The organism is Herbiconiux sp. (assembly GCF_023264895.1).
In the GTDB taxonomy this organism is placed as follows: Bacteria; Actinomycetota; Actinomycetes; order Actinomycetales; family Microbacteriaceae; genus Herbiconiux.
The window spans coordinates 58,214-78,740 of record NZ_JAHFUY010000015.1; the positions used below are offsets into that span (position 1 = coordinate 58,214).

At 70.4% G+C, this 20,527-nt stretch carries 17 protein-coding genes and 1 other RNA gene; 13 read left to right on the forward strand and 5 right to left on the reverse strand.

All coding sequences use genetic code 11. The annotated features are described in order from the left end of the window. The first annotated feature begins 16 nt into the window (after positions 1–16). Both lpdA and sucB read left to right on the forward strand, forming a co-directional pair. Positions 17–1,390 (forward strand): dihydrolipoyl dehydrogenase, encoded by a 1,374-nt coding sequence (gene lpdA, locus Q0D57_RS01190; RefSeq protein WP_291036877.1) that lies wholly within the window; start codon positions 17–19, stop codon positions 1,388–1,390. A 111-nt stretch (positions 1,391–1,501) separates the two neighbouring features. Next, the gene (gene sucB / locus Q0D57_RS01195) at positions 1,502–3,022 is read left to right on the forward strand and encodes a 2-oxoglutarate dehydrogenase, E2 component, dihydrolipoamide succinyltransferase (protein WP_291036879.1); all 1,521 of its coding nucleotides are present in this window, start codon (positions 1,502–1,504) and stop codon (positions 3,020–3,022) included. Between the two features lie 14 nt (positions 3,023–3,036). Here the strand turns inward: sucB and Q0D57_RS01200 are convergent, their stop codons facing one another. Next, the gene (locus Q0D57_RS01200; protein ID WP_291036881.1) at positions 3,037–4,383 is read right to left on the reverse strand and encodes a hypothetical protein; all 1,347 of its coding nucleotides are present in this window, start codon (positions 4,381–4,383) and stop codon (positions 3,037–3,039) included. A gap of 151 nt (positions 4,384–4,534) precedes the next feature. Between Q0D57_RS01200 and Q0D57_RS01205 the strand changes: the two genes are divergently transcribed. From Q0D57_RS01205 to Q0D57_RS01235, 7 genes are all read left to right on the forward strand, one after another. Beyond that, a complete protein-coding gene (locus Q0D57_RS01205) occupies positions 4,535–5,248 on the forward strand; it encodes a DUF4191 domain-containing protein (protein ID WP_259526770.1) in 714 nt (237 codons plus the stop codon). Between the two features lie 7 nt (positions 5,249–5,255). Continuing rightward, a complete protein-coding gene (locus tag Q0D57_RS01210) occupies positions 5,256–5,666 on the forward strand; it encodes an RDD family protein (protein WP_291036884.1) in 411 nt (136 codons plus the stop codon). A 115-nt stretch (positions 5,667–5,781) separates the two neighbouring features. Further along, the gene (gene glnA, locus Q0D57_RS01215) at positions 5,782–7,206 is read left to right on the forward strand and encodes a type I glutamate--ammonia ligase (RefSeq protein ID WP_291036886.1); all 1,425 of its coding nucleotides are present in this window, start codon (positions 5,782–5,784) and stop codon (positions 7,204–7,206) included. Between the two features lie 72 nt (positions 7,207–7,278). Then, positions 7,279–8,247 (forward strand): AraC family transcriptional regulator, encoded by a 969-nt coding sequence (locus tag Q0D57_RS01220; RefSeq protein ID WP_291036888.1) that lies wholly within the window; start codon positions 7,279–7,281, stop codon positions 8,245–8,247. 133 nt (positions 8,248–8,380) lie between these two features. Beyond that, positions 8,381–9,157: an SDR family oxidoreductase gene (locus Q0D57_RS01225; protein WP_291036890.1), complete on the forward strand. Its 777-nt coding sequence runs from the start codon at positions 8,381–8,383 to the stop codon at positions 9,155–9,157. Between the two features lie 49 nt (positions 9,158–9,206). Next, positions 9,207–10,466 carry a styrene monooxygenase/indole monooxygenase family protein gene (locus Q0D57_RS01230; RefSeq protein WP_291036892.1) on the forward strand — a complete coding sequence of 420 codons (1,260 nt, stop codon included), beginning with the start codon at positions 9,207–9,209 and terminating at the stop codon, positions 10,464–10,466. Further along, positions 10,463–10,987 carry a flavin reductase family protein gene (locus tag Q0D57_RS01235; protein WP_291036894.1) on the forward strand — a complete coding sequence of 175 codons (525 nt, stop codon included), beginning with the start codon at positions 10,463–10,465 and terminating at the stop codon, positions 10,985–10,987. The genes Q0D57_RS01230 and Q0D57_RS01235 overlap by 4 nt, the downstream gene beginning before the upstream one ends. A 3-nt stretch (positions 10,988–10,990) precedes the next feature. On the opposite strand, the gene Q0D57_RS01240 is transcribed toward Q0D57_RS01235, so the two are convergent. From Q0D57_RS01240 to Q0D57_RS01250, 3 genes are all read right to left on the reverse strand, one after another. After that, on the reverse strand, positions 10,991–13,984 hold the full coding sequence (locus Q0D57_RS01240) for a bifunctional [glutamine synthetase] adenylyltransferase/[glutamine synthetase]-adenylyl-L-tyrosine phosphorylase (protein WP_291036896.1): 2,994 nt from the start codon (positions 13,982–13,984) through the stop codon (positions 10,991–10,993). Between the two features lie 16 nt (positions 13,985–14,000). Beyond that, entirely contained in the window at positions 14,001–15,338 is a 1,338-nt protein-coding gene (locus Q0D57_RS01245) for a glutamine synthetase family protein (protein ID WP_259526804.1), read from the reverse strand. A gap of 104 nt (positions 15,339–15,442) precedes the next feature. Further along, entirely contained in the window at positions 15,443–17,380 is a 1,938-nt protein-coding gene (locus tag Q0D57_RS01250) for an alpha/beta hydrolase (RefSeq protein WP_291036898.1), read from the reverse strand. Between the two features lie 99 nt (positions 17,381–17,479). Between Q0D57_RS01250 and panB the strand changes: the two genes are divergently transcribed. The 4 genes from panB to rnpB all read left to right on the forward strand — a co-directional run bounded on the left by panB (position 17,480) and on the right by rnpB (position 19,714). Then, positions 17,480–18,313: a 3-methyl-2-oxobutanoate hydroxymethyltransferase gene (gene panB, locus Q0D57_RS01255; RefSeq protein ID WP_291036900.1), complete on the forward strand. Its 834-nt coding sequence runs from the start codon at positions 17,480–17,482 to the stop codon at positions 18,311–18,313. A gap of 39 nt (positions 18,314–18,352) precedes the next feature. Next, the gene (locus Q0D57_RS01260) at positions 18,353–18,544 is read left to right on the forward strand and encodes an SPOR domain-containing protein (RefSeq protein WP_259526838.1); all 192 of its coding nucleotides are present in this window, start codon (positions 18,353–18,355) and stop codon (positions 18,542–18,544) included. Next, entirely contained in the window at positions 18,541–19,332 is a 792-nt protein-coding gene (gene ppgK / locus Q0D57_RS01265; protein ID WP_291036903.1) for a polyphosphate--glucose phosphotransferase, read from the forward strand. Before Q0D57_RS01260 ends, ppgK begins: the two co-directional genes overlap by 4 nt. A 14-nt stretch (positions 19,333–19,346) precedes the next feature. Then, positions 19,347–19,714, forward strand: an RNA gene (rnpB, locus tag Q0D57_RS01270) — RNase P RNA component class A. A gap of 54 nt (positions 19,715–19,768) precedes the next feature. On the opposite strand, the gene Q0D57_RS01275 is transcribed toward rnpB, so the two are convergent. Beyond that, the gene (locus Q0D57_RS01275) at positions 19,769–20,503 is read right to left on the reverse strand and encodes a hypothetical protein (RefSeq protein WP_291036905.1); all 735 of its coding nucleotides are present in this window, start codon (positions 20,501–20,503) and stop codon (positions 19,769–19,771) included. Positions 20,504–20,527: the final 24 nt, after the last annotated feature.

Genomic DNA, 20,527 nt, shown 5'->3' on the forward strand with positions numbered 1-20,527 from the left:
CGAGGGAGTTGCATAGGTGTCGGACCAGAACTTTGACCTTGTTGTTCTCGGCGGTGGCAGCGGCGGCTACGCGGCCGCACTGCGCGCAAGCCAGCTGGGCTTCTCGGTGGCGATGATCGAGAAGGACAAGGTAGGCGGCACGTGCCTCCACCGCGGCTGCATCCCGACCAAGGCGCTGCTGCACTCGGCCGAGGTGGCCGACGTCTCCCGCGAATCCGCCAAGTACGGCGTGAACACGACCTTCGAGGGCATCGACATCGCTGCCGTCACCGCCTACCGCGAGGGCATCGTCGCCTCGAAGTTCAAGGGCCTCGAGGGCCTCGTGAAGGCGCGCAAGATCACCACGATCCCGGGCGAGGGGCGTCTCACCTCCCCCACGACCGTGCAGGTCGGCGGAGACACGATCACGGGCAAGAAGATCGTGCTGGCCACGGGCTCCTACTCGCGCACCCTCCCCGGCCTCGAGATCGGTGGCCGGGTCATCACCTCCGAGCACGCCCTCGCGCTCGACTTCATCCCCAAGAAGGTCGTCATCCTCGGCGGCGGCGTCATCGGCGTCGAGTTCGCGAGCGTCTGGAAGTCGTTCGGCGTCGACGTCACGATCATCGAGGCGCTTCCCCACCTCGTGCCGAACGAGGACGAGGCGATCTCGAAGCAGTTCGAGCGCGCGTTCCGCAAGCGCGGCATCGCCTTCAACCTCGGCACCCGTTTCTCGGGCGTCACGCAGGACGACAACGGTGTGGTGGTCTCCCTCGAAGACGGCAAGACCTTCGACGGCGACCTTCTGCTCGTGGCCGTGGGGCGCGGCCCGGCGACCCAGGGCCTCGGCTTCGAGGAGGCCGGTGTCACGGTCGACCGCGGCTTCGTGATCACGAACGACCGCCTCGAGACGAGCGTTCCCGGCGTCTACGCCGTGGGCGACATCGTTCCCGGCCTGCAGCTGGCCCACCGCGGCTTCCAGCAGGGCATCTTCGTGGCCGAGGAGATCGCGGGCCTCAACCCGCAGGTGGTCGAAGACGTCAACATCCCCAAGGTCACCTACTCCGACCCCGAGGTCGCCTCCGTGGGCCTCACCGAGGCGAAGGCCGCCGAGAAGTACGGCGCCGACAAGATCACCGCCTACGACTACAGCCTCGCCGGCAACGGCAAGAGCCACATCATCGGCACGACCGGATCGGTGAAGGTCGTGCGTGTCAACGACGGCCCCGTCATCGGCATCCACATGATCGGCGCCCGCGTGGGCGAGCTGATCGGCGAGGGCCAGCTGATCGTGAACTGGGAGGCCTACCCCGAGGACGTGGCCTCGCTCGTGCACGCACACCCCACGCAGAACGAAGCACTCGGCGAAGCGCACCTGGCCCTGGCCGGGAAGCCGCTGCACGCCATCTGATCGGACCCCTCCGCGCGGCGGCTCACACGAAGAGGCGCCGCGCGGCCCGAGCAGCACAAGGTCCGGCCCACTAGGCTTGAAAACGAACGGTTCCAAAAGGAGACAAAGGTCATGAGCGAATCCGTCAACCTTCCCGCACTCGGAGAGAGTGTCACTGAAGGAACGGTCACCCGATGGCTCAAGAACGTCGGCGATCGTGTCGAGGTTGACGAGCCCCTTCTCGAGGTCTCGACCGACAAGGTCGACACCGAGATCCCCTCGCCGGTGGCGGGTGTGATCGAGGAGATCCTCGTGCAGGAGGACGAGACGGTCGAGGTCGGGACCGCTCTGGTCACGATCGGCGACGGATCGGGCGGCGGTTCTGCGGCTCCCGAGGCCCCTGCCGAGGAGGCTCCGGCCGCCGAGGCCGAGGCTCCCGCCGCCGAGGCCCCCGCCGAGCCCGCTCCCGCGGCTCCGTCGGAGGAGGCCCCGGAAGAGGTCATCACCTCGTCGGTCGACGCTCCGGCACCTGCCGAGGAGACCCCGGCCGAGGCCCCCGAGCCTGTCCAGGAGGCTCCGGCCGCCGCCGCACCGGCACCTGCCGCCGCGCCTGCTGCTCCGGCTCCGGCCGCTGCACCTGCTGCTGCTCCGGCCCCCGCTGCTGCACCGGCTCCTGCCGCTGCTCCTGCACCCGCTGCTCCGGCCGCCGCGGCACCGTCGGCTCCCGCAGCCACCGGTTCCAACGCCGGCTACGTCACCCCGCTCGTGCGGAAGCTCGCCCACGACAAGGGCATCGACCTCTCGAGCGTCACGGGTTCGGGCGTCGGAGGCCGCATCCGCAAGGAGGACGTGCTCGCCGCCGTCGAGAAGGCGGCAGCTCCGGCTGCCTCCACCGCTGCGGCCGCTCCGGCCAAGCGCGCTCCGCTCGAGGTCTCCGAGCTCCGCGGCACCACGCAGCCGATGTCGCGTCTCCGCAAGGTCGTCGCTGAGCGCGCCGTGGCCTCGATGCAGGCCTCGGCCCAGCTGACCACGGTGGTGAAGGTCGACGTCACGAAGGTGGCGGCCTTCCGCACCGCGGTCAAGGACCGCTTCCTCGAGAAGACCGGCACCAAGCTCTCCTTCCTGCCGTTCTTCGCGCTGGCTGCGACCGAGGCGCTGAAGGCCTACCCGGTCATCAACGCCACCGTCGACGGCGAGTCGATCGTCTACCCGGACCACGAGGGCATCAGCATCGCGGTCGACACCGAGCGCGGCCTCCTCACCCCCGTGGTGAAGAACGCCGGAGACCTCGACATCGCAGGCTTCGCCGCCCAGATCGCCGATCTCGCCGCCCGTACCCGCGACAACAAGCTGAAGCCCGACGAGCTCTCCGGCGGCACCTTCACGCTCACCAACACGGGTTCGCGCGGCGCGCTGTTCGACACCCCGCTGGTGTTCCTGCCGCAGGTGGCCATCCTCGGCACCGGCATCGTCACGAAGGAGCCGACGGTCGTGACCGTCGACGGCGCCGACGCGATCGCCGTGCGCTCGATCGTGTACCTCGCGCTCAGCTACGACCACCGCATCGTCGACGGAGCGGACGCCGCGCGCTTCCTCACCGCCGTGAAGAACCGCCTCGAGGACGGCGACTTCGAGGGCGACCTGGGCATCTAGCCCTCGCCGCCGTCTCACGGGCCCACCGGCCCGTACGATCGCAGTCTCCAGCCGGCCCCGCCCCTCACCACGAGGAGCGGGGCCGCTGCCGTTCCCGGCCCAGTCACCTCGACGAGCGCGAAGTCGCCCACCCGCTGCACCAGACGGAGGACCCCTGCCCCGGGGTCGGCCGGCAGCATCCTCCGTTCGCTCGAATCACCCTGCATCTCCTCCAGATCAGCCGCCAGCGCCGGCGACCCCCACTGATCCACCCCGTCGAGGCACGCCGCGTCGCCGGCCGCGAAGCACGTGGCCCGCACCCGCAGCAGCGCCGCCGTCGCCGCGACCGGATCGTCACCCCGCACCGCCGAATCCGTCTCGCCATCCGCACCGCCGCCACTTCCCTCGTCGCCGTCTGCCTCGTCGCCATCCACCTCGTCGCCGTCCGTTCCGCCGCCAGCGGCCACCCCGGCGCCGTCAGATTCCACCGTTCCTTGTCCCCCACCCTCAGCCGGTTCACCACCCGGCATCAGCACCACGACCGCGGTGACCACCACCGCCACCAGCACGGCAGCGAGCCCGGCCTTCGCGAACACCCGGCGCGGCAAGCGCCGAGCCCAGCCACCCGGCGCGGCTCGCACGGCGCGGAGGAACTCGCCCACCGCCACCAGCGCCGGATCGACCGTCTCGGCGACCCGCGGCGCCTCACCGGCCGCCGGCACGGACGCGCGCTCATCCGCCCACGCCCACTCCTCCCCGAGCCCGGCCCTGGGGTCGTCCGCGCCGACGGTCCGCCCCGGCGTCCGCGCCAGCCGCGACACCCACGCGCTGTCGCGGCCCACGGCTTCGTCGAACCCCGGTGCCCCGCGCGCGACGGCGCGACCGAACCCCACGAGGGTGACGCCCGCATCCGGCCCCACGAGCACCGACCCGGGGTCGAGACCACCGTGCGCCCAGCCTGCCTCGTGCAGCTGCCGCACCGCGGCACCGACCGCCCGCACCACCGAGTCATCGGAGTGGCCGGACGCCCCGAGCACATCTCCCAGCGGCCGGCCCTCACACCGCGACAGGACGAGTGCGGGGCGCCCCTCCTCGCCGCTCACCACCTCGATCAGGCGGGGCATCGCCGCGATCGGCCGCGCGGAGAGCGCCTCGAGCTCGGCGAGGTGGCTCGCCGTGGCGAACCGAGCGTGCCGCACCGAGGTGCCGGCACCGCCCAGCCGCACCTTCACCACGACGGAGCGCGCGGCGACCGACGGCGGTTCCCGGGCAGCCACGGCGGCGAACACGTTCGCGCGCTCCCCCACCGACAGCACCTCGGTGAGGGTGTACCCGCCCACCACGGGCACCCGGGGCTCGGAGATCGTGTCGGCACGTCGCATCCACCCAGGGTGCCCCGCACGCGGCGGAGAGAGGTCGCAGAGCACGTTCCGGTGGACGACCGAGGACGATGGCGGCGCTGTGCAGGAAGCGCCGCACGCCTGCCGCGAACAGTGGCGCGGGCAGAGGGGCCGACGAAGTATCCTTGGAGTCATGGCACGCAAGACCGACTCCGCACCGAAGAAGCCCAAAGAACCGGGCCGCATCAAGCAGATGTGGCAGGTCTTCAAGATGACCCGCCGCTACGACTCCAACGCGGTGTGGATCATGGCGCTCGGTTTCGCGCTCCCGGTGCTCGCCGGCGTGGCCCTCGCGCTCATCCTGTCGCGCGACAACGTCTTCGGGCTCGTCATGTGGATCCTCGCGGGCGTGCTCGCGGGCCTCCTCGCCGCCCTCATCATCCTCGGCCGCCGCGCCGAGCGCGCCGCGTACAAGCAGATCGAGGGCCAGCCCGGTGCCGTCGGCGCCGTGCTCCGCAGCTCGCTGAAGCGCAGCTGGACCGGCAGCGAGATGCCGATCGCCGTCAACGGCAAGTCGCAGGATGCGGTCTACCGGGCCGTCGGCCGCGGCGGGGTCGTCCTCATCGGCGAGGGTCCGCGCACCCGCACCACGAAGATGCTCGAGGAGGAGCGCCGAAAGGTGCTCCGCATCCTCCCCAACGTGCCCGTGACCTTCCTCACCGTGGGCCCCGACCCCGACGCCGTGCCGCTCCACCGCGTGGCCGCGAAGATGGCCCGCCTGAAGCCCGCGCTCACCAAGCCCGAGGTGCTCGCCGTGTCGAACCGCCTCACGTCGCTGTCGTCGTCTCCTCTGCCCATCCCGAAGGGCATCGACCCGATGCGGATGCGCCCTCAGCGCGGCCGCTGAGAACCGCGTGACCACCACCTCCGGCGGAGCCGCCCCGAGCGACTGGCCAGGCGAGAGGCTTGGCTTCAACCGCGAGGGGCGCGGCTCCGTGGCGCGCCCCGGTCGTCGCATCCTGGCGCTGCTGATCGACTTCGCCTTCTGCTACGTCATCTACTTCGCGTTCTTCTTCGAGAACCCCTGGGCCTCGAGCGTCATCTTCCTGATCGAGCAGGTCGTGCTCATGGCCACGCTCGGCGGCGGCCTCGGCCACCTGCTGCTCGGCATGCGTGTGGTGCGGCTGAACGGGTCGTACGCCGGCTGGTGGCGCCCGATCGTCCGCACGGTGCTCCTGATGCTCGTCATCCCGGCTGTGGTCTGGGATTCGGATCAGCGGGGCCTGCACGACGTCTTCTCCGGCACGGTCCTGGTGAAGCGCTAGCCGTAACATCCCGGAAACAAGGGTGACACCGAGGGGTAACGGCTTACCGCTAGCCTTACCTGTGGCTACATCTTTGTAGTTTTTTCCTGTTCCAAGCCATTTGGAGATCTCTCACATGTTCAGTGATTCTTCCGAGGTGCTCAAGTTCATCAAGGACACCGACGTCAAGTTCCTTGATATCCGCTTCACCGACCTCCCCGGTGTGCAGCAGCACTTCAACATTCCCGCCTCCACCGTCGATGAGGAGTTCTTCGCCGTCGGCCAGCTCTTCGATGGCTCGTCGATCCGCGGCTTCGCGTCGATCCACGAGTCGGACATGCAGCTCATCCCTGATGTCTCCACGGCTTACGTCGACCCCTTCCGGGCCGAGCGCACCCTCATCCTCGTCTTCGACATCTACAACCCCCGGAACGGTGAGATCTACAGCCGCGACCCGCGTCAGGTCGCCAAGAAGGCCGAGAAGTACCTGGCATCGACCGGCATCGCCGACACCGCGTTCTTCGCTCCCGAGGCCGAGTTCTACATCTTCGACGACGTGCGCTACGAGGTGAAGCAGAACTCGAGCTTCTACTCGGTCGACTCCGACGAGGCCGCCTGGAACACGGGCCGCGTGGAAGAGGGCGGAAACCTCGGCAACAAGACCCCCTACAAGGGCGGCTACTTCCCCGTCTCCCCCGTCGACCAGCACGCCGACCTCCGCGACGACATCTCGCTGAAGCTCATCGACGCCGGACTCATCCTCGAGCGCGCCCACCACGAGGTCGGCACCGCCGGCCAGGGTGAGATCAACTACCGCTTCGACACCATGGTGCACGCGGCCGACGACATCCTGAAGTTCAAGTACATCGTCAAGAACACGGCGAACCTGTGGGGCAAGACCGCCACGTTCATGCCGAAGCCGCTCTTCGGCGACAACGGATCGGGCATGCACACCCACCAGTCGCTCTGGAACGACGGCACCCCGCTGTTCTACGACGAGGCCGGCTACGGCGGACTCAGCGACCTGGCTCGCTGGTACATCGGAGGCCTGCTCAAGCACGCCCCCGCCGTGCTCGCCTTCACGAACCCGACGGTGAACTCCTACCACCGCCTCGTTCCCGGCTTCGAGGCCCCCGTGAACCTGGTCTACTCGGCCGGCAACCGCTCGGCGTCGATCCGCATCCCGATCACGGGCACGAACCCCAAGGCCAAGCGCATCGAGTTCCGCGCGCCCGACGCCTCGGGAAACCCGTACCTCGCGTTCGCCGCGCAGCTGATGGCGGGCCTGGACGGCATCCAGAACCGCATCGAGCCGCACGAGCCCGTCGACAAGGACCTGTACGAGCTTCCCCCCGAGGAGGCCAAGAACATCCCCCAGGTCCCCGCGTCGCTCGATGCCGCCCTCGACGCTCTCGAGGCCGACCACGAGTTCCTCACCAAGGGCAACGTCTTCACTCCCGACCTGATCGAGACCTGGATCTCGTACAAGCGCGAGAACGAGATCAAGCCCATCGCCCAGCGCCCGCACCCGTTCGAGTTCGAGCTCTACTACGGCGTCTGATCCGCTGATCATGTCGAAGGCCGCATTCTCCTTGGAGGGTGCGGCCTTCTTCGTGTACACATGGCGTGAGAGATGAACCCACCGCTGAAGCACCACAACGTCTTCCAGACCCCGGATCTCGCCGAGGCCCGGGACGAGGTTGCGCGCGTCTTCTGCGATCACCGGCTCACCATGACCGACCCGCGCGGCCGCCTCGACACGGTGCTGAACGGTGCCCGTGTCGGCGAGGTGGGGCTGAACTACCTCCGCTACGGCGACGAGGTGCGCATCTCGCCCGGTCGTCTCGACGACTTCTACCTCGTGCAGATCCCGCTCGCCGGCCGCGCCGCGGTGAAGGTCGGCGACCAGACGGTCATGTCGGATCGCCGCCGAGCCTCGCTCGTCTCCCCCAGCGAGGCCGTCGACATGCTGTGGTCCGACGGCTGCGAGCAGCTCATCGTCTACCTCGACCGGCATGCGGTCGAGCGGATGGCGGGCGCCGGCGACGAGCAGCGCCCGGTCGTCTTCTCCCCCGCGGTCGACCTCGACATCCCGGCGGTGCGCAGCTGGCTGCGGATCGTGCACCTCATGCGCGACGAGATCGAGGCCGGCGACACCGTGCTCACCTCGCCGCTCGCGCACGCCCACTTCGAGCACCTGCTGATCGGCGGGCTGCTCGCGGCGCAGCCCAACAGCGCACTCGTGGAGGAGCGCACCGCCTCCTGGCGGCCCGGCGGGCCGAGTCGTGCCGTGCGCCGCGCCACCGCCCTCATCGAGGCCGAGCCCGAGCGCGCCTGGCGGGTGGCCGAGCTCGCCTCCGCCTCCGGCACCACCGTGCGCCAGCTGCAGGAGTCGTTCCAGCGCGAACGCGGAGCGAGCCCCATGGAGCTCCTCCGCCGCACCCGGCTCGAGCGTGCACGGGCCGAGCTGCTCGAGGCGGATGCCACGCACAGCACGGTCTCCGAGATCGCCACGAAGTGGGGCTTCTTCCACCTCGGCCGCTTCTCGGTGCAGTACCGGGAGACGTTCCAGGAGTCCCCCTCGCAGACGCTCGCCCGCTGACCCCGGGCATCCGTCACCAAGCGTTAATCGCAATCCGGATAGCGAGAGCACGCACCGGATAGTCACCGCCCGCCTTTCTGACGACCATGGGTCCACCGCGCATCCCGCGGCCCCGTCGTCGAGAGGACCAGCAGTGTTCGAAGGCAAGACCGTCATCGTCACCGGCGCCGCCACCATCATCGGAGCGGCGGTCGTGGCCGAGTTCGCGTCGGCCGGGGCGCACGTCGTGGCCGCCGACATCGATCGGGAGGGCGGCGAGGCCGTGGCGGCGGCGCACCCGCGCACCCGGTTCGTCGCCACCGACATCCGCGACGACGCGCAGCTCGAAGCCCTCGTGGCCGACTCCCTCGCGGCCACGGGCTCGCTCGACACCGTGGTCAACCTCGCCTGCAGCTACGGCGACGAGGGGGCCGCGAGCGATCGCGCCACCTGGCTCGACACTCTCAACGTCAACGTCGCGAGTGCGGCCGTGCTGGGCGGCATCGCCCGCCCGCACCTGGCCGCCTCCCGCGGCAGCATCGTGAACTTCGGCAGCATCTCGTCGAAGGTCGCCCAGACCGGCCGCTGGCTCTACCCGGTGAGCAAGGCCGCCGTCGTGCAGCTCACCCGCTCGATGGCGATGGACTACGCGCCCGACGGCATCCGCGTCAACAGCGTCTCACCCGGCTGGACCTGGTCGGCCGTGATGGATCGGCTCTCGGGCGGCGACCGGGCCAAGACGGATGCCGTGGCCGCCGACTTCCATCTGCTCCGCCGCGTCGGCGACCCCGAGGAGGTGGCGGCCGTCGTGGCCTTCCTGGCCTCGACCAAGGCCGGCTTCGTCACGGGAGCCGACTGGGCCGTCGACGGAGGCTACTCCGCCATGGGGCCCGAGCAGTCGGTTCCCGCCATCCCCCGGCTCGCCACCTAGGCGAGCCGCCCCCGCAACTCCCCTTCCAGTCGCACACGAAAGGCACTCCATGAGCACGAAGACCTTCACCATCGTCGGAGCCGGTCAGGCCGGCCTCCAGCTCGGCATCGCCCTGCTCGGAGACGGCCACGCCGTCACCATCGTCTCCAACCGCACCCCCGTCGAGATCGCCGAGGGCAAGGTCACGTCGAGCCAGTGCATGTTCGACACCGCCCAGTCGTACGAGCGCGAGCTCGGCCTGAACTTCTGGGACGAGATCACCCCGCCCGTCGAGGGCATCGCCTTCGCCGTGCCCCACCCGGCCGGCGACGGCACCAAGGCCCTCGACTGGGCCGGTCGCCTCGACGCCGTCGCCCGCTCGGTCGACCAGCGGGTGAAGATGCCGCGCTGGATCGACGAGTTCATCGCCCGGGGCGGCGAGTTCGTGATCGGCGACGCCGGTGTCGACGACCTCGAGCGCTACGCCGCCACGAGCGACCTCGTGCTCGTGGCCGCCGGCAAGGGCGAGATCGCCCGCCTGTTCGAGCGCGACGCCGAGAAGTCGCCCTACGACGCTCCGCAGCGCGCGCTCGCCCTCACCTACGTCAACGGGCTCGCCCCGAGGGCCGAGCACTCCGCGGTGGCGTTCAACCTCATCCCCGGTGTCGGCGAGTACTTCGTCTTCCCGGCCCTCACCACCACGGGGCCGTGCGAGATCATGGTGTTCGAGGCCGTGCCCGGCGGGCCGATGGACCTCTGGAAGCCCGGCATGACCCCCGAGGAGCATCTCGCCACGTCGCTGCACGTGCTCGAGACCTTCGTGCCGTGGGAGGCCGAGCGCGCCCGCGACGTGACCCTCACCGACGACAACGGGGTGCTCGCCGGCCGCTTCCCGCCCACGGTGCGGAAGCCGATCGCGACGCTGCCGAGCGGCGCCACCGTGCTCGGTCTCGCCGATGTCGTGGTGCTGAACGACCCCATCACCGGCCAGGGCTCGAACAACGCCAGCAAGTGCGCCGAGAGCTACCTCTCGAGCATCCGCGAGGAGGCCGCCGCCGAGGGATCCTTCGACGACGCCTTCAAGCAGGGCGCCTTCGACCGCTACTGGGACAACGCCCAGCACGTCACGCGCTGGACGAACGCGCTGCTCGCCCCGCCGCCCCCGTTCGTGCTCGAGGTGCTGGGCGCCGCAGGCCAGTTCCCGGAGATCGCGCATCGCTTCGCGAACGGGTTCGACGACCCGCGCGACTACGGCACCTGGTTCCTCGACCCCGAGGGCTCGGCGACCTACGTGCGCGAGGTGGCCGAGCGGGCCGGGGTGGGAGCATGAGCCCCGCCGAGGGCGGGATCGACGTCGAGGCCTTCAAGCGCGGCATGCAGGCCCTCGCCGGCCACGTCACGGTGCTGACCGCGCGGGATGCCGACGGCAGCCCGGTGGGCATCACCGCGACGGCGGTGTGCAGCCTCACCGCCGAACCGCCGTCGCTGCTCGCCAGCATCAACCGCTCCACCTGGCTCGGCGCCGTGCTCGACCGCTCCGGATCGTTCGGGGTCAACATCCTCTCGCACGAGCAGGTGCGGGTGGCCGAGGTCTTCGCCGGAATGGATCGCGAGCTCACCGGATCGCGCAAGTTCGAGGCCGGCAGCTGGACAGACGGCGTCAACGGCAGCCCGCTGCTCGACGACGCCCTCGCGGCCTTCGACTGCACCCTCGACCAGCTCGTGGAGCGCTCCACCCACCTGGTGGCCTTCGGGCTGATCTCCGAGAGCCGGGTCTCCGAGGGTCCGGCCGATCCGCTGATCTACCACCGGAGGCTGTTCGGCACGATGGCGGCAGCGGTGGCGGGTTAGTCCCTACTGTCCGTAGAAGAGGCGCTCGAAGACCGCTCGTGAGCGCCGGGTGACGCCGAGATAGTCGTCCTCGAGGCGGGAGGCGGAGCCCGGCGGGTACTCCAGCAGGCGCGCCACCCCCTCGAGCTGGCGGCGGTCGGTCGGCAGCACGTCGGAGGTCTTGTTGGTCCAGAGCGTCATGGCCGAGCGCGCCCGCGAGGCGAACAGCCAGGCCTGCTCGAGCTTGCGCGCGTCGTCGTGGCCGATGAGCCCGCCCGTGTGCTCGGCGGCGAGGGCCTCGAGCGTCGAGGTGGTGCGGATGGCGGGCTGCGCGGCGGCGTGCTGCAGCTGCAGCAGCTGCACGAGCCACTCGACGTCGCTGAGCGAGCCGCGGCCGAGCTTGAGGTGCCGGGCCGGGTCGGCGCCCTGCGGCAGCCGCTCCTTCTCCACCCGCGCCTTGATGCGCTTGACCTCGCGCACCTCGGTCTCTGAGATCGAGGCCGGGTAGCGCACGGTGTCGGCGAGGGCGTGGAAGTCCTCGATCAGCGCCTGGTCGCCCGCGACCCCGTTCGCCCGGAGCAGGGCCTGCGCCTCCCAGGTGAGCGACCAGCGTGCGTAGTAGCTCGCGTAGGAGTCGAGCGAGCGCACCGACGGGCCGTTCTTGCCCTCGGGCCGCAGATCGATGTCGAGGTCGAGCGGCAGCCGGTGGTCCTCGGTGAGGCGCTTGAGCTCGTTCACGATGAACTGGGCCACGGACTGCGCGGTCTGGGGGTCGACCCGCACGGCACGGTAGACGTAGAGCACGTCGGCGTCGCTCCCGAAGCCGAGCTCCCCGCCGCCGTAGCGGCCCATGCCGATGATCGCGAACTCGATGCCGTCTCCCGAGGAGGGCGCCGCCCACTGCCGGATGCTCGCGAGCGTGCCACGGAGGTGCGAGGTCGTGACGTCGGTGAGGCCCGTGCCGAGCTCCTCCACCGTGCAGAGGCCGAGGATGGACGAGATCGCGAGCCGGAGCACCTCGCGACGCCGCACGGTGCGGAGGGCCTGCGCCGCGGCATCCGGAGTGTCGTGCCGCGCCACGATGGCGCGGGTCTCCTCCTCGAGCAGGGCTCGGGAGCGAGGACGCAGCTCGTCGTCGTTCTCGAGCCACGCGGCCGCCTCGGGGATGCGCTCGAGCAGCTCCCCCACGAAGCGCGAGCCCGAGAGCACCTGCGTGAGCCGCGCCGCCGCACCGGAGGAGTCGCGCAGCATGCGGAGGTACCAGTAGGTCTCGCCGAGGGTGTCGGAGAGGCGGCGGAAGGCCAGCAGCCCGTAGTCGGGGTCGGCGCCGTTCGCGAACCACTGCAGCATGACGGGCAGCAGCGTGCGCTGGATCGACGCGCGCCGGGAGACGCCCGAGGTCATCGCCGCGATGTGCCCGAGCGCGCCCGAGGGGTTCGTGAAGCCGATCGCCGCGAGCCTGGCCTCGGCCTGAGCGCTCGAGAGGGCCAGCTCGTCGGGCGAGAGCGCCGCGACGGCGGCGAGCAGCGGGCGGTAGAAGAGCCGCTCGTGCAGCGTGCGCACGCGCACCTTGATGGCGTCCCAGCGCGTGATGAGCTCGCTCGCGCTGGCGGCGAGGCCGCTGCCCCTGGCGAGCACGCGCTGCTCGGTCTCCTCGCGCGGCATGAGGTGGGTGCGGCTGAGCTGGCGCAGCTGCAGGCGGTGCTCGAGCAGGCGCAGGATGCGGTAGTCCTGCCCGAACTCGACCGACTCCACGCGCCCGATGTAGCCGGCGTCGGCGAGGGCCTCGAGGGCCTCGAGCGTGCCGCGCTGACGCACGCTCTCGTCGCCCTGCCCGTGCACGAGCTGCAGCAGCTGCACGGTGAACTCGATGTCGCGGAGGCCGCCGGGCCCGAGCTTCAGCTGATACTCCACGTCGGCCGATTTGATGTGCTCGGTCACGCGCTCGCGCATGCGCTGCACCGACTCCACGAAGTTCTCCCGCGAGGCGCTCGACCACACCTGGGGGGCCACGATGCGGGTGTACTCGTCGCCGAGCGCGAGGTCGCCGGCGAGCGGACGCGCCTTCAGCAGCGCCTGGAACTCCCAGTTCTTCGCCCACCGGTCGTAGTAGGCGGCGTGCGACTCGAGCGATCGCACGAGCGCACCGGCCTTGCCCTCGGGCCGGAGGTTCGGGTCGACCTCCCAGAGGCCCGGCTCGATGCCCGCCTCGCCGATCCCTCGCATGGTGACCATCGCGAGCCGGGTGGCGATCTCGATCGCCGTGCTGGAAGGCACGATCCCGGAGTCGTCGGGCTCGCCCACGAAGATCACGTCGACGTCGCTCACGTAGTTGAGCTCGCCCGCACCGGCCTTGCCCATGCCGATGATGGCGAGCCTCGTAGCGCGCACCTGCTCCTCCGGGAACTGCCAGAGGCCGTTGCCCTTCGTGACCAGCTGTCGGCGCGCCACGGCGAGAGCGCCCTCGAGGGCGCCTGCGGCGAGGTCGGCGAGGGCCCGGGCCACCAGGTGGAGGCCCGCCACCGGGTTCGGCTGCTCGAGGTCGAAGGCTGTCACCTGGGCGAGCAGCACGCGGTAGCGGATGCGCAGGGCGATCCACGCGTCCTCCCCCACGAGGGTCGAGAGGCCGTCGACCGCGCCGACCGACTCGAGCAGCGACGCCTTCGCCGACTCGGCATCCGGAAGCGTCAGCACCGGCGAGGCCAGCGCCGTGAGCTCGAGCGGATGCCGCAGGAAGAAGTCGGCGAGCCCGGAGGACGCACCGAACACCCGGATCACCCGATCGCGGAGCACCGGATCGGCGAGCGTCGCGACCGCGACCTCGGGAGAGCGCTGCTCGATCCGGATGATGCTCGCGAGAGCGAGATCCGGATCGGCCGCCCGCGAGAACGCCGGCAGCAGTTCGTCGAGCCCCAGGTGCACCCGCTCGGCGAGAGCGCGCAGCTGCTCACCCGACCCGCCCAGGTCGGCGAAGCCGGCCCGGGCGAGATCGGTGAGCGTGGTGGTGGAGCGGGGCATCGGAGCGGTCAGAGGCTCAGAGGATCTCCAGGTTGGACTCGAGCTCGTAGGGCGTGACCTGCGCGCGGTAGGCCTTCCACTCCTGCCGCTTGTTCAGCAACACGTAGTTGAAGACCTGCTCGCCGAGCGTCTCGGCGACGAGCTCGGAGTCCTCCATGAGGCCGATCGCCCGGTCGAGCGACGCCGGAAGCGCGTTGTAGCCGAGGGCCTTCCGCTCGGAGTCCGTGAGGCTCCAGACGTTGTCCTCCGCCTCGGGCGGCAGCTCGTAGTCCTCCTCGATGCCCTTGAGCCCGGCTGCGAGCAGCAGGGAGTAGGAGAGGTAGGGGTTGGCGGCCGAGTCGATCGCGCGGTACTCGATGCGCGAGGACTGCCCCTTGTTGGGCTTGTAGAGCGGCACGCGCACGAGGGCGGAGCGGTTGTTGTGGCCCCAGCAGACGAAGCTGGGAGCCTCGTCGCCGCCCCAGAGGCGCTTGTAGGAGTTCACGAACTGGTTGGTGACGGCCGTGATCTCGGGCGCGTGCTTGAGCAGCCCGGCGATGAAGTTGCGGCCGATCTTCGACAGCTGGTACTCGGCACCGGCCTCGTAGAAGGCGTTCGCGTCGCCCTCGAAGAGCGAGAGGTGCGTGTGCATGCCCGATCCGGGGTGCCCGGAGAGCGGCTTCGGCATGAACGTGGCGTACACGCCCTGCTCGATCGCGACCTCCTTGATGACCGTGCGGAAGGTCATGATGTTGTCGGCGGTCGTGAGGGCGTCTGCGTAGCGCAGGTCGATCTCGTTCTGGCCGGGGCCGGCCTCGTGGTGGCTGAACTCCACCGAGATCCCCAGGTCTTCGAGCATGCGCACCGAGCGGCGGCGGAAGTCGTGGGCCGTGCCACCCGGCACGTTGTCGAAGTAGCCGGCCGAGTCGACGGGCTCGGGGCCGCCCGGGCCGTACTGCGACGACTTGAGCAGGTAGAACTCGATCTCGGGGTGCGTGTAGAAGGTGAAGCCGCGGTCGGCCGCCTTCGCGAGGGTGCGCTTCAGCACGTTGCGGGGATCGGCCACGGCGGGCTGGCCGTCCGGCGTCGTGATGTCGCAGAACATGCGCGCGGTGGGGTCGATCTCGCCCCGCCAGGGCAGGATCTGGAAGGTCGTCGGATCCGGATGCGCGAGCACGTCGGCCTCGAACGAGCGGGTGAGACCCTCGATCGCGGAGCCGTCGAAACCGAGACCCTCGGCGAACGCGCCCTCCACCTCGGCGGGCGCGATGGCGACGGATTTCAGGGTGCCCACGACGTCTGTGAACCACAGTCGCACGAACTTGATGCCTCGCTCTTCGATCGTGCGAAGAACGAAGTCCCTTTGCTTATCCATCGGCGGAACAAACCCTCTCTCCGGCACTGGTTCATGCCCCTATCAGGCTAGTGGCTCCGCCGGGACTTCGCTGAGCGTCGGCGGGAAAACGACCCGCCGACCGGCTAACTCGGGAGGACGACGATCCAGACGAACCAGATGATCATGCCGAGCCAGACCAGGGTGGCCAGAGCGGCCAGGGCCGCGGCGGCACGGCTGCCGAGACGCCACACGGGGATGAGGCCGAAGAAGCCCACGCCGAGGAGGATGCCGAGCCACGGTGTGACGGGCGGCACGCCCAGCAGCGCGAGGCCGGGCTGGCCGCCCAGGGCCGAGGTGACCGTGATCCAGACCGCGGCGAGGAAGGCCACTCCGGTGACCGGCGCGATGCCGCTCGCGATGAGCATGCCCATCGGCTCCCGGCGGAGGCCCTGCACCAGGAGGGCGATGAGCCAGCCCAGGAGCCAGAGGCCCGAGAGGGCGGCGAAGATGAGCGGAACGGTGAGCTCGAAGGCGTTGCGGTCCTCGATCGCGCGCACGACCGAGTCGAAGCGCGACGTCGGATGCACGTCGTCGGCTGCGATCACCTGCACGGCCTCGGCGGAGGTCGTGCAGGTCGTCTCGACCGGCGTACCGGGCGCTGCGAGCCAGGTGGCGAGCTGGTCCAGAGCGCACTCGTCGGCCGTGGCACCCGCCCGGCCGCCGGACTGCACGGTCACGACCTGGTTGTTGGGGAAGGCGGCGAGACCGGACTGCGCGGCGCCGACCGAGATGAGAGGATCGGTGTCGCTCGCGAAGATGAGCGTGGGCTGACCCGCCGCTCCCGTCACCCTGTCCTCGGGGGCGGTGGCCGGGAGGCCGAGCGCGCCGCACACCTCGTCGGTGGCCGTGAAGTAGGTGAGCACCGGCAGGGGGGTGGGCTCGGCGCCCTCGACGCCCTCCTCGGCCGGCAGCACCGGGTCGGCCGACCAGTAGGGCTGCTCGTCGCGGCACGCCTCGATCCAGTACTGCCCCAGGTCGGTCTCGCCCATCTGCTGCAGCACGCGTGCCACGAAGGGGTTGATCGCATCCCGCTCGCCGTCGGCGAGGCGCGCGAGGAGCTCCGGCACCGCCGCGGCTGTTCCGGGGTCGTAGAGGGCCTGCTGCACGAGGGTCACGACGTCCGAGCCCGTGAGCGAGTAGTAGCGCTGCTTGCCCGAGTAGGGGTTGGTCATCAGGCCGCCGACCGGATCGTCGCTGAAGAGCGCGGCCGCTTCGGTCAGAGTGGCGTTCAGGTCGGGGTACTCGCCGTCGGAGCGCTCGGAGAGTTTCGTCAGCGAGTCCGAGAGGGCCAGGTAGGCGTCGCCCTTGAGGTCGCGGTCGAGGGGGCTGAAGCCATCGAGCACCACGGCGTCGACGGCTGCGGCGTCGCGCGCGGCCACGAGCTGCATGACCTTCGTCGACCAGGCGTCGCCGTAGAGCGACCAGACCGTGTAGCCGAGGGCCTGCCGGAGGTCGATCACGTCGTTCGCGTGCGCCACCCGGTCGTAGGAGTTGATCTGGCCGGTCTCGCCGAAGGCCGCCACGCACTCCTTCATGGCGGCGACGACCTCGGTCATCTCCCCCGAGGGCGTGTCGTCGGTGGTGAAGGTGTTGACGTAGGCGGCGGAGGCGGCCGGGCAGTCCAGGGGATCGCTCGACTCGAGGCCGCCGCGCTGGGCGAGCGACACGATGTCCCGCCCGGCGCCGATGCGCTCGTCGGCCGCGAGGGCCTCGGCCACGGCGGTGCCGGTGCGGCCCGGTCCTCCGGGCATGGTGACGAGGGGGGCGGCCGTCGGGGTTCCGGACGACGCGGGGAACACCGTGTACTCCAGGTCGATCGTGCGGGAGGCCGGATCGGCCCGGTTCTCGGGCACGGTGAGCAGGCCGCAGACGGCGGTGGAGGGGAGCTCGGCGGCGCAGTCCCGTTCGGCGACGGTGGCCGCCTGGGCGGCCGGCGCGGGCAGCAGCACCGTGCTCCCGGCGAGCAGGACGGCTCCTACGGTGGCGCCCAGCACGAACTGCGCAATGGATCGACGGCCCACGTCTTCCTCTCGGCCCGGGGTCTGGAATTCACGCATTCGGGTTACGCGCCCCCAACCTAACGCATCACCCGGCCCCGGCCGCGGAACTAGACTGTCGACATGCCTGAGCAGACGTCGTCGTCCGAGAAACCCGTGGCGAAGCGGGTCAGGACCCGTCATTTCCAGACCGCCAAGGACGGCGGCATCAGCATCACGGGCCTCACCAGCTACGACATGCTGTCGGCTCAGATCTTCGACGAGGCCGGGATCGACTTCCTGCTCGTGGGCGACTCGGCGGGCAACAACGTGCTCGGCTACGACACCACCGTTCCCGTCACCGTCGACGAGCTGATCCCGCTCGCCCGCGGGGTCGCCGGCGCGGTGAAGCGCGCCTTCGTGGTGGCCGACATGCCCTTCGGCTCCTACGAGAACAGCGCCGAGGAGGCCCTGCACACGGCCGTGCGCTTCATGAAGGAGTCCCGCGCCCACGCCGTCAAGCTCGAGGGCGGCGTGCGCAGCGCCGACAAGATCCGCCGGATCGTCGACGCCGGCATCCCGGTCATGGCCCACATCGGCTTCACCCCGCAGAGCGAGCACGGCCTCGGCGGCCACATCATCCAGGGCCGGGGCGAGGGCGAAGCCGCTCTGCTCGCCGACGCGCTGGCCGTGGAGGAGGCGGGCGCCTTCGCCGTCGTGCTCGAGATGGTGCCCGCCGAAGCGGCCGGCCGCGTCACCGAGGCCCTCCGCATCCCGACCATCGGTGTCGGGGCAGGCCCCCACGTCGACGGCCAGCTGCTCGTCTGGACCGACTTCGCCGGCTTCTCCACGGGTCGCATCCCCAAGTTCGTCAAGCAGTACGCCGACCTTCGGGGCGTGCTGACGGATGCGGTGACCCGCTTCCGCGAGGACGTCGCGGAGCGCAGCTACCCCGGCCCCGAGCACAGCTACGACTGACCGACCTGCACCCCCCACCCCACCATCCACGGAGGAATGATGAGCGACGACCCGTCGACCCAGTACTGGTACAACATGAAGACCGGAGAGGTCGAGAAGGGCTACCAGTCGTCCGTCGTCGATCGCGTCGGTCCCTTCAGCACGCACGAGGAGGCGGAGCACGCCCTCGAGAAGCTGCGCGCGAACAGTGCGAAGTGGGCCGAGGACGACGCGGCAGACGACCGCCGATGACGGCCAACACGCCCGACACCGTCGCGGTCGGCATCGACATCGGCGGAACCGGGATCAAGGGCGCCATCGTCGACGTGACGACCGGCGAGCTGCTCACCGACCGCAAGAAGCTCCCGACGCCCGACGGCGGCGAGCCCGACGCGATCGCGAAGACCGTGCTCGACCTCGTCGACTCGCTCGGCGAGATCCCCGCCTCGGCGTCGGTCGGCGTGTGCTTCCCCGCGGTCGTGCGGAGCGGCGTGACGATGTCGGCCGCCAACGTGTCGAAGAAGTGGATCGGCTTCGAGGCCGAGAAGCTCTTCGAGAAGACGCTCGGGCGCGACATCACCTTCGTGAACGACGCGGATGCCGCGGGCTTCGGCGAGGTGCGCTACGGCGCGGCCAAGGGCCGCGGTGGGCTCGTGATCGTGACGACGCTCGGCACCGGCATCGGCACCGCCCTCATCTACGACGGCGTGCTCATCCCGAACGCCGAGCTCGGACACCTCGAGATCGAGGGCGTGGACTACGAGACGAAGGCCGCCTACTCGGCCAAGGAGCGCGAGGACCTCAGCTGGAAGAAGTGGACCGCCCGGCTGCAGAAGTACTACTCCACGGTGGAGAAGCTGCTCTCGCCCGACCTCTTCATCGTCGGCGGCGGCGTCTCGAAGCACTACGACGAGTTCCTGCCGCAGCTCGAGCTGCAGACCGAGATCGTGCCCGCGACGCTCCGCAACAACGCGGGGATCCTGGGGGCTGCGTGCCTGTCGACGATCCGGTCGACCGTGCTGAAGGACATCCTGCAATAGACTCGACGGAGTGAATGGGCCGGCAGACGGTCGCGTCGTCGTGCTCAGGCACGATGCCGAGGAACGTCCGGGCTCCACAGAGCAGGGCGGTGGGTAACACCCACCCGGGGCAACCCGCGAGACAGTGCCACAGAGAACAGACCGCCACGGGCTCCGGCCCGCGGTAAGGGTGAAACGGTGGTGTAAGAGACCACCAGAGGCCGCGGTGACGCGGTCGGCTCGGTAAACCTCGCCCGGAGCAAGGTCAACAGGATGTGCTAACGCTGCTCGCTCAGCATCCGGGTAGACCGCTCGAGGGCTGCGGTGACGCAGCTCCTAGATAGATGGCCGTCACGGGGCTTCGCGCCCCGGACAGAACCCGGCGTACCGCCGGCCCATTCACCTCACGCAGACCTCGGCGCCGGCCGCGCCGGCCGGCCGGCCTCAGACGCCGGCCTCAGAGGCCGGACTCCTCCGTGCGCACGAGGATGCAGTTGCTCTCGGGGTCGAACACGACCTCGTCCTCCGGCGCCGAGCGGATGGCGGCGAGATCCGACTCGGTGAGCGCCATGTTGCTGCCGAGCGAGACCCCGCGGGTGAGGAGCGCCGCTCCCACGCCGTAGCGCTCGCGCTGGCGCTCGTAGAGGGCCAGCAGGTCGCTCTGGATGCCGCCGGCCACCGCCGAGCGCTCCGAGCCGGCGACGGTGAGCTGGGTGGCCAGTCGCTCCTTCTGCTCGTCGCGGGCGGCCGCGAGCAGGCGCTCCTCGGTGGCGATGTCGTCGCGCCTGGCCACGATGGCCGCGAGGCGCTCCTCGATCTCCTCCATCCGCTCCATCACGGCGAGCTCGATGTCCTCGAGGTTCGAGCGCCGCACCTTGAGCGAGGCGATCTCGTGCTCGAGGCCCTGGATGTCCTTCGACGAGCTCGACACCTGCAGACGCTCCTGGTCGCGCTTCTCACGCGCCGCGACCGTCTCGATGTCGCCCTCGACGCGGGCGATCTCGGCCTTCGCATCCTCGAGCTCCCCGTTGACGCCCGCCCACTCCTTGCGGGCCGCCGCCGAGTCGCGCTGGAGCTCCGCCAGCCGCGCCTCCTGCGGCAAGGAGCGCAGAGCGTGCTGGAGCTGCGCGACGCGGTTGTCGGCGGCCTGGAGGTCGAGCAGCTTGCGCTGCTCGGAAGCGGGAGCCTTCATCGGGGGTCCTTCGTGTGAGGGGTG